The organism is Candidatus Acidiferrales bacterium, from assembly GCA_036514995.1.
Classification (GTDB): Bacteria; Acidobacteriota; Terriglobia; order Acidiferrales; family DATBWB01; genus DATBWB01.
In genome coordinates this window covers 44,101-53,321 of record DATBWB010000219.1, presented here as the reverse complement: position 1 = coordinate 53,321, position 9,221 = coordinate 44,101, and the positions used below count along the sequence as shown (strand labels likewise).

9 protein-coding genes are annotated in these 9,221 nt (G+C 61.7%); 5 read left to right on the top strand and 4 right to left on the bottom strand.

Features of this window, described 5'->3' with window-relative positions; translation table 11 throughout:
- The 5 genes from VIH17_14150 to nusB all read left to right on the top strand — a co-directional run.
- Window positions 1-1,170, top strand: a 1,170-nt coding sequence (locus VIH17_14150; protein ID HEY4684377.1) for an acetyl-CoA C-acetyltransferase, incomplete at its 5' end; no start/stop codon positions are given.
- 189 nt (window positions 1,171-1,359) lie between these two features.
- Window positions 1,360-2,256, top strand: a complete 897-nt coding sequence (locus VIH17_14145; protein ID HEY4684376.1) for a 3-hydroxybutyryl-CoA dehydrogenase — start codon at window positions 1,360-1,362, stop codon at window positions 2,254-2,256.
- An 82-nt stretch (window positions 2,257-2,338) separates the two neighbouring features.
- Complete coding sequence (locus VIH17_14140) at window positions 2,339-3,202, top strand: enoyl-CoA hydratase-related protein (GenBank protein HEY4684375.1); 864 nt, start codon at window positions 2,339-2,341, stop codon at window positions 3,200-3,202.
- Between the two features lie 109 nt (window positions 3,203-3,311).
- Window positions 3,312-3,761, top strand: coding sequence for a 6,7-dimethyl-8-ribityllumazine synthase (gene ribH / locus VIH17_14135; protein HEY4684374.1), 450 nt, complete (start codon window positions 3,312-3,314; stop codon window positions 3,759-3,761).
- The gene (gene nusB / locus VIH17_14130; GenBank protein ID HEY4684373.1) at window positions 3,762-4,172 is read left to right on the top strand and encodes a transcription antitermination factor NusB; all 411 of its coding nucleotides are present in this window, start codon (window positions 3,762-3,764) and stop codon (window positions 4,170-4,172) included. It abuts the gene before it with no gap.
- Window positions 4,173-4,353: 181 nt separating this feature from the next.
- Here nusB and VIH17_14125 read toward each other — a convergent pair whose 3' ends face one another.
- The 4 genes from VIH17_14125 to VIH17_14110 all read right to left on the bottom strand — a co-directional run bounded on the left by VIH17_14125 (window position 4,354) and on the right by VIH17_14110 (window position 9,073).
- Window positions 4,354-5,250: a PhzF family phenazine biosynthesis protein gene (locus VIH17_14125; protein ID HEY4684372.1), complete on the bottom strand. Its 897-nt coding sequence runs from the start codon at window positions 5,248-5,250 to the stop codon at window positions 4,354-4,356.
- Between the two features lie 46 nt (window positions 5,251-5,296).
- Entirely contained in the window at window positions 5,297-6,451 is a 1,155-nt protein-coding gene (locus VIH17_14120) for a M48 family metallopeptidase (GenBank protein HEY4684371.1), read from the bottom strand.
- A gap of 10 nt (window positions 6,452-6,461) precedes the next feature.
- Entirely contained in the window at window positions 6,462-7,877 is a 1,416-nt protein-coding gene (locus VIH17_14115) for a phosphoglucomutase/phosphomannomutase family protein (GenBank protein HEY4684370.1), read from the bottom strand.
- Window positions 7,878-7,963: 86 nt separating this feature from the next.
- The gene (locus tag VIH17_14110; GenBank protein ID HEY4684369.1) at window positions 7,964-9,073 is read right to left on the bottom strand and encodes a mannose-1-phosphate guanylyltransferase; all 1,110 of its coding nucleotides are present in this window, start codon (window positions 9,071-9,073) and stop codon (window positions 7,964-7,966) included.
- Window positions 9,074-9,221 lie beyond the last annotated feature (148 nt).

Below are 9,221 nucleotides of genomic sequence, written 5' to 3'. Positions count from 1 at the left end.
GTGATCGTGGCTGGCGCGCGCACCCCGATGGGCCGGTATCTGGGCGCGCTCAAAGATTTCACGGCGATGGAACTGGGCGCGATCGCCGGCCGGGAAGCCATTCGCCGTTCCGGGATCGAGCCGGAAGCCTTCGATCACGTGGTGTTCGGCAACGCGCTGCAAACCTCGGCCGATGCTCTTTATGGAGCGCGTCACGTTGGCCTGAAAGCCGGACTTCGAGTGGAGACGCCGGCGCTCACGGTGAACCGGCTCTGCGGTTCGGGCATGCAGTCGATTGTCACCGCGGCGCAGATGATGCTTCTTGGCGAAGCGAAAATCGTGCTCGCCGGCGGGATGGAATCCATGAGCCAGGCGCCCCACGTGATCCGCGGCGCGCGTTCGGGTCTGCGGCTGGGCGAGGGAAAGCTGGAAGACTCGCTCATGGCGGCGCTGCTCGATACTTACTGCGGCTTCACCATGGCCGATACCGCCGACAATTGCGCCAAGCAGTGGGGCATCACCCGCGAGGCTTCCGACGAGTACGCGCTCCGCAGCCAGCAGGCCGCCGATGCCGCCTACAAAGCTTGCCGGCTGAAAGATGAACTGGTGCCGGTTGAGATCAAGAGCGGGAAAACGACCACCTGGTTCAGCGAGGACGACCACCGGCGACCCCAGACAACGCTCGAGGGTTTGCGAACCCTGCCGCCGGCTTTCCGAAAAGATGGTCTTGTGACGGCGGGCAACGCCAGCGGGATTGTGGATGGCGGCGCGGCGGTGGTATTGACCACCGCCCGGCATGCCCAGGAGCGCGGCCTGAAGCCCTTGGGGCGGCTGGTGAATTGGGCGGTGGCGGGCGTGGAGCCGCGGATCATGGGAATAGGGCCGGTTCCGGCTACGCGCGCCGTGCTCCAGAAAGCCGGCCTGAGACTCGAAGACATCGCTCTCGTGGAAGTAAACGAAGCGTTCGCGCCGCAATATTTGGCGGTCGAGAAAGAACTGGGCCTCGACCGCGACAAGACCAATGTCAATGGCGGAGCCATTGCCCTGGGGCATCCGCTGGGCGCTACCGGTACGCGACTGGTTCTGACGCTGCTCCATGAATTGCGCCGGCGCAACGCGCGCTACGGCCTCGCCACCGCTTGCATCGGCGGCGGCCAGGGAATCGCCGTGCTTGTGGAATCGCTGTCCTAATGCCGTTCCCACTGAATCTGCCCGGTCCTGAGCGATGCGGGAAGGGAGGCCGCACACCGCCGGGTGCGAGGCGGGCATCTTGGGAAATCAGCAGGAACGGAACCGGAAGCTGAAAGTCGCGACAGGTCGGGCTCAAAAACTCGATTCCTGCCGATCCTTTCATCCCGAGGCTTCGGGAGGAGGCATCCTGTGGAGATTCAAAAAGTAGGGGTGGTCGGTTGCGGGCTGATGGGCAGCGGCATCGCTCACATTGCGGCGGCGGCCGGCTATCCGGTTGTGGTTCGTGAAGTAAGCCAGGAATTAATCGACAAGGGTTTGAAAGCGATTGAGAAAAATCTGCAACGCCAGGTGGACAAGGGCATTCTTTCGGCGGAAGCCAAGGCGGCCGCGCTGGGACGGCTCAAGGGCACAACGCAACTCTCTGACGTGGCGGGCTGCGATTTGATCATCGAAGCGGTGACAGAAAATTTTGACGTAAAAAAATCCATCTATCAGGAATTGGACCAACTCTGCGGGCCGAATGCCGTCTTCGCGAGCAACACCTCGTCGCTCTGCATCACGGCCATGGCGGCCACTACCAAGCGGCCGGGGCGTTTTCTGGGGCTGCATTTCTTTAATCCGGTGCCGGTGATGAAGTTGGTGGAGGTGATTCGGACGATCGCCACCGAGAGCGAGGTTTTGGAAGCCGTCATCCAGTTCGCACACCGGCTGGGCAAGACCCCGGTGCGCACCTCTGACCGAACCGGTTTCATTGTGAACCGGTTGCTTGTGCCCTATCTCCTGGATGCGGTTCGGGCGCTCGAGGAGGGGGTGGGGACGATTGAAGACATCGATAATGCCATGAAACTCGGCTGTGGCTATCCCATGGGTCCCTTCACGCTGCTTGACTTCGTCGGCCTTGACACAACGATGTACATCGCTGACATCATGTTCGACGAGTTCAAGGAGAAACGTTTTTCAGCGCCCTCGTTGCTGCGCCGGCTTGTGCTGGCCGGATGGGCTGGTCGCAAGACCGGCAAGGGCTTCTACGACTATTCGAATCCGGAGAAGCCAATTCCTAGCAAAGGACTGGAAGCCAGGGGCTGAGGTGGCGGCACAGCGCCTGTAGCTCGGGGAGGACGTCTTCCGTTCACCTGAGGTCTTGGCATCCGGGAAACTGCCTCGGGTGATGCCGCCGACGCGCCACCTGAGCTACCAGCTTTCCTGTCCCGTTTGGTACGAAGACCATTCATCGAAAGGATTCATCTCCATGTCCTACGAGAATCTGCTCTTTGAAAAACGCGCTCCCATCGCTTTTGTCACGGTGAATCGCCCAACCGTCCTGAACGCGCTCAACCGCAAGACGGTGGAAGAGTTGCTGGATTGTTTCGTCAAGGTTCGCGATGACGCCGAAGTGCGGGTGGCCATCTTGACCGGTTCGGGTGAAAAGTCGTTCGTCTCCGGCGCCGACATCAACGAGCTTGCCCGGCAAACGCCGCTGGAAGGCAAAGAGTTTTCGCTTTTCGGCCAGAGCGTATTTGCCCTGATGGAGCACCTGGGCAAGCCGGTCATCGCCGCGGTGAACGGCTATGCCCTGGGCGGCGGCTGCGAACTGGCCATGGCCTGCACGCTGCGGTTGGCGAGCGACAATGCCAAGTTCGGCCAGCCGGAGGTGAAACTCGGCATCATGGCCGGCTACGGGGGAACGCAGCGCCTTGCCCGCCTGGTGGGCAAGGGAATGGCGATGCAGATTCTGTTGACCGGCGATCTGGTCTCAGCCCAGGATGCCTTGCGCATCGGATTGGTGAACCAGGTCACGCCCCTGGCGGAGCTCATGCCCGCCGCCGAAACCCTGGCGAAGAAAATCGCCGCCAACGCCCCGCTCGCGGTAAAATTCACTATGGAGGCAGTTCACCACGGCATGGAGATGCCGCAGGAAGAAGGCCTCTTCCTCGAAGCAACTCTCTTCGGGTTGTGCTGCGCCACCGAAGACATGCGCGAAGGAACGAAAGCTTTTTTGGAAAAGCGCCCGGCAAAGTTCACCGGCCGTTGACCCCGTCCCGGGCGGGGCCAAGAGGTCGAGTGGACGAAGGAAAAGAACGGGGTGAAGAATGGAAAACAAAACAGGGAAAAGCTTGGCTGGCCATCTCGATGCTCGAGGCATGAAGTTTGCAATCGTGGTCAGTCGCTTCAATAGCTTCATCACGGAACGGCTGCTGGCCGGCGCCATGGATGGGATCGAGCGATGCGGCGGAAACCCTCAGGATGTGACGGTGGCGCGCGTGCCCGGGTCGTTTGAGATTCCCGTCGCTGCCAGGCGCTTCGCCGAAACCAAGGAATACGACGCGGTCATCGCTCTTGGTGCTATCTTGCGCGGAGAGACAGCCCATTTCGAATTTCTTGCCCAGGAAGTGACCCGGGGCCTGCAAATCGCTTCCGTCGAGACCGGCGTTCCGATCGGCTTCGGTGTCCTGACCTGCGACACCCTGGAGCAGGCGATTGACCGCGCTGGATTGAAGAGCGGAAACAAAGGTTTCGAGACGGCCCTCAGCGCCATCGAAATGGCCAACCTCATCCGCCAGATGGGAACCAAAAAGGCTGCCGGTCGCTAAATGGGCCGGCGGCGCCAAGCACGCGAGTGCGCGCTCCAGATGATGTTTCAGTGGGAGCTGGGAGGGGGAGATCCGTCTCAGGTAGCTGAAGTTTATTGGGCTGGCGTGAATGTCGGCGACGAGACGCGCTCCTTTGCCAATCAACTCTTCTCCGCGGCCGTCGAGAACCACGAAAAGATTGACGACCTGATCGGCAAGCATTCCGAGCACTGGCGCATCAAACGCATGGCGGCGGTGGATAGGAACATCCTCCGCGTGGCCGTTGCCGAGCTGCTTACCACCACTGAGACCGACGCAGCGGTGATCATCGACGAGGCGCTCGAGATCGCCAAACGTTTCTCGATGCCCGATTCCTTTCAATTCATCAACGGTGTTTTGGATGCGGTGCGGAAAAGCCTGGGAACGGGGTAGCGAAGGCGGCTGCTCGCCGTGAGCCCGCTGCGGCGGACGGAAGGCTCTTTTGGCAACCTTCGGAGGTTGCTGACCTCACCCGAGCTTGCTCGCCGGCCTCCCGCCGCCGTTCCCTTCAGGCTGAGCCTTCCCCGATTGGATCGAGGCGAGCACGACGACCGTCGGTTCAGCGCCCTCCCGATCATACCGTGATCGTTCCCTCGAGAACCCTCACGGCCGAGCCGCCGACGCGAGGAATCAACTGGCCCTTTTGGTTCCTGAGGATCACGACCTCGATCCGCGATGGCCGGCCCATCTCCATTCCCTGTTCGATGTGGATCGTTCGCTCGGGAGCAAAGACGCCGTGCTCGACCAGATAGCTGCCGAGCGCCCCGGCGGCCGAGCCGGTAGCCGGATCTTCAATCAACTCCGAGGGCGCAAAGCTGCGCGCCCGGGCATCGGCCCAGCCGCGAATGTCGAGCGTGAAGACGTAGGCGACAATCCCTTTCGGCCAAAGCAATGCCAGCAGCTTGTGCGGAAACATGCGCACCTTTCTCAACGCCGCTCGCGTCTTGACCGGAACCATCAATTGCTTGAGCCCGGTCGAGACGAATTGAGGTACCAGGCCGTTCCCGCCAATCGCCGATTTTGAAATGCCCAGGGCAGAGGCCAGCCGCTCCACGTTGATTCTTCCCGGGAAAAATTTTGCCGGTGTTTGTTCCATGACCACCCGCTGGACCTTGCCTTCCCGCTCGATGATTTCCACGGGCAGGACGCCCGCGCCTGTCTCTTGCATCACGTGGGTGACGCCTTCCATGCGCGGCACGACGCCCAGCTCAGCCAGCAGCCACCACGTGCCAATCACCGGATGGCCGGCCAGCGGCAGTTCCTGCACCGTCGTAAAAATCCGCACCCGGCAAAGCGCTCGGCGGTCACGCGGTTTTTGCACAAACGTCGTTTCCGATAGGTTCATTTCGCGGGCAATGGCTTGCATCTGCTCCTGGTGGAGGTCGTCGGCGTCGAGCACGACGGCAAGCGGGTTGCCGGTCAGGGGCTTATCCGTGAAGACGTCAAGCTGAAAGAAGCGCAGGCGTTTCAAGATGGGCTCCTCGGGCGCCAATGCCCCCCGTAGCGGACGCGGCCGATCAAAGCTTCACTTCTCGCGCCAGGGCAAGACGCTTTTCCACAGGCGGATGGCTATAGAAAACCAATTCGATCAAGCGGTTCGGTCTTGGTTCAGCCAAATTTTGCGAGCCGAGCTTCTCCATGGACGAAATAAATGCCTCGCGGTCGCGCGTCGTCTCGAGGGCAAAGCGATCCGCTGCTCGCTCCATCTGGCGCGAAAAAGCGTTGGCCATCGGCAACGCCGCCAGGGAAATGGCGGTTCCTGCCAGCATCAGCAGCGGCAGGTTCGCAAAATCAGCAAGCCCTGCAAAACCGAACCATGGCGTGGCCAGGAGCAGCACCCGGTGCGCGGCATAAAACGATGCGAAAGCCAGCGCCGCTTCCAGCGCGAGCCCCCGCCAGAGGTCAGCATGGACATGGTGGCCGAGCTCGTGCGCCAGAATGGACTGAATCTCTTCCGGCGCATAATTCTCGAGCACCGTATCCGCCAGGATAATCCGCCGGGTATTGCCCCAGCCGACGAGCGCGGCGTTGCCGCGAGAGCTTTTCTCGCCCAGTTTCCACTCCCAAACGCCCCGCACCCGTGTCTTCGCCCGCTCGCAAAGTTTCTGCAAGCGCTCGGTCAGATCAGCGTTTTCGAGCGGCTTGAACTTGAAAAACAGCGGAAAGAGGAGAACCGGCGCGAGGTTGGCCAGCACCAAAACAAAAAGAACAAAGACCGCGGCGACGATGACCCACCACAATTCCGGATAACGGCCGAGAGCGTAATAGACAATTTCCAGGGAGGCAAGGCCGAGGAGTGCGCTCAGGACGGAAGCTTTCAGGTAGTCTTTCGCCCAACCGGAGAACGCCTGGCGCGAAAGGCCGTAGCGGCGCTCCAGAAAAAAGCCGCGGTAGAAACTTGCCGGAAGGTGGAGAAACTTCATGGCCGCGCCCAGGACGGTGGCATAGACAAGCAAGGCCAGGGCAGGGTGCCGGAAGACCTGGTAGGCGAAGTCGCGCAGCCAGACGGTTGCGCCGGTCCACAGGAACACGATAATCAGGGCGGTGGAAAGGAGCCAACTCGCGAGGCCGACAAACCGCCGGCTCCGATGATAGCGTTTCGCCATCTGCTCGCCCCGATTGGATCGGGGCTCGCGCTTCCCGGGTTGCTCGGTGGCAGGAACAGTCGCCATGGCCCTCAGGCTAGCAGTTGCGCGCCATTCTTTCAACTTCGCTCAGGACGCGAGCCACCAGCTCAGGGCTGGGCGCTTCCGCGTAGAGCCGCAAAATCGGCTCGGTGCCGGAGGCGCGGATCATCACCCAGCCGGCGTTCTTGAGATAGAGCTTGATCCCGTCCAGATTCTCCCGGTTTTCAACCGGCAAGCCACCGACCTGTTGCAGGGCAGGGTCAGAGAAGAAGGCCACGGCCTTTTCTTTTTGCTCGCCGTGAAGTTCGAGGTCAAAGCGATCATAGAAGTGCGGACCGAAGTCGGCGCTGAGCATCTCAACGAGTTGGCCCAGCGTCTTGCCGTGGCACGCCATCACCTCCGCGAGCAGCAGAGCGATCAACGTGGCATCGCGTTCCGGGATGTGCATCTTGACGCCGATGCCGCCGCTTTCCTCCCCGCCGATCAAGATGTCCCGCTCGCGCATGAGGTCGGCGATGTACTTGAAGCCTACCGGCGTTTCGAAAACCTGCCGGCCAAATTGGGCGGCAATTTTGTCCACCATCTTGGTGGTGGAGAACGTCTTGGCCACGTCCCCGGAGAGTTTGCGCGTCCCGGCAAGGTGCCAGAGCAGGATCGAAAAAATCTTGTGGGAATCAATGAATTGGCCGGTGCAGTCCACCGCGCCGATGCGGTCGGCGTCGCCGTCGAAGGCGAAGCCCACGTCAAAGTTTTCTTGAACCACCTTCTGGCGGAGCGCCTCAATATGAGGGTCGATGGGTTCGGGGTTGATGCCCGGGAAAAGCGGGTCGCGCTGGCCGCGGATCTCGACGCACCCCGCCCCGCCCTTGCCCGGCCCGGCCAGCAGCCGGGGCAAACAGCCTGCCGCGACGCCGTACATCGGGTCGGCGACGATGCGAAGGCCGCTCGACCCGATGCGCTTCATGTCCGCCAGCGTGGCAAGATGATTCAAGTAAGGGGCGATGACATCGAGTGGTTGAATGCGGTCAGGCTTGGCGGGGCCCGGTTCGGCGCCTTCGGCAAGGACGCGCTCGAGATAACTTTCAATCCGGGCGGTAATTTCTGACGACGCCGAACCGCCGTAGCGAGCTTTGAATTTCACGCCATTCCAGCGATAGGGATTGTGACTGGCGGTAATCAGGATGGCGCCGGCCGCCTTCTCCGCCAGAACCATGTAGGAAATGGCCGGGCTGGGGCAAGCCGACGAAGAAAGCAACACGGGGATGTCGAGCGAGGAGATGGTCTCCGCTGCCGCCTGAGCAAAATTCTCGGAGCCCCAGCGACGGTCGTAGCCGACAAGCACACCGCGGCGCCAATCCTCCTCTTCGCGGACGTAACGACCGATGGCCAAGGCCACCCGGCGGACATTGGCGAACGTAAAATCCTCGGCGATGACGCCGCGCCAGCCGTCCGTGCCGAATTTAATCTGCATCGCGGGAATGAAGTATAAGCGAAGGTCGTCCCCCGGGACAGGCAGTCTTGTCTCCCCCTCCCGGGTTCGTCAGGGCACGGCGGAATTCAGAGCAGTCGGCTTTGACTGTTCTGCTCGAGCCACTTCACGATTTTTCCGACGTCCTGGGCCCGCTGGCGCGGGCAAATGAGGAGCGCGTCCGGGGTCTCCACAACAATCAAATCGCGCACGCCGATGGCGGCGACAAACTTCTGCGGACTCCATAAAAAGTTGCCTTTCGAATCAAGGGCCACGTACCGCCCGGCGGAGACGTTTTCGCCGGCCCTTCGCGCCAGGAATTCATACACCGCTGCCCAGGAGCCGAGATCGCTCCAGCCGATCCCCCCGCGGGCGGCACAGGGAATCACCCAGACATCACGCGCTCGTTCCATAATAGCATAGTCCACCGAGATGCTCTGGAGGCCGGGATAGAGGCGTCGAAGAAGGCGCGCGTAGCCTCGGCTGCCGATCGAGCCGGCAATTTCGGATAACCCGGCAAACGTTGCCGGAAGGTATCGGCGGAGATGGCCGAGAAAGGTTGTCACCTTCCAGAAGAAAGTCCCCGAGTTCCAAAAATATCGCCCGGCGCGCAGATAACCGAGCGCGCGCAGAAGCTCCGGTTTTTCGGTGAAGCGTCTTGCGTGGAAGATGGCCTGGCCATGGATTCTGGTCGCCAGCCGACCTCGTTCGATGTAGCCGTACCCGGTCTCGGGGCGAGTGGGTTCGATTCCGAGAATGACAAGATGGTGATCCGAGGCAGCCGCCGCCAGCGCCGCCCGCACGATCCGGCGAAATTTCTCCGGGCGTCGAATGACATGATCGGCCGGAAAAACCGCCATCAAACTTTCACCCCGTCCCGCTCTGCGGGACTGGAGGTGAAAGGCGGCCAGTCCGATGGCGGCAGCGGTGTTGCGCCCCACCGGCTCGGCCAAAATGTGGCGAGCGGGAACGTGCGGAAGCTGCCTGCGAACGGCGGGAACGAGCTCCTCGGTGGTGACCACCCACATCCGCGAAGGAGGAAAAAGAGGCCGCAGGCGCTGGTAGGTCTGCCGGAGCATCGAGCCGTCGCCGACAATGTTGATGAGCTGTTTGGGGGATTGCGCCCGGCTGCGCGGCCAGAAACGAGTGCCTCGGCCACCGGCCAGGATCACCGCGTCAGCGAGCAGCTTTGACTTCATCTTTGCCCCGGCACCGTTCCCGTTTTCCCTTTTGTCGCCCGGGGGAACATCCGGGGTTCCACTGGGGTCTTTGCATCGGCCAAACTGCGTCAGGTGACTTGAGCCGGGCCGCGGCCGAGGTCACCTGAGCTGCATTTTTCCCCTTCGA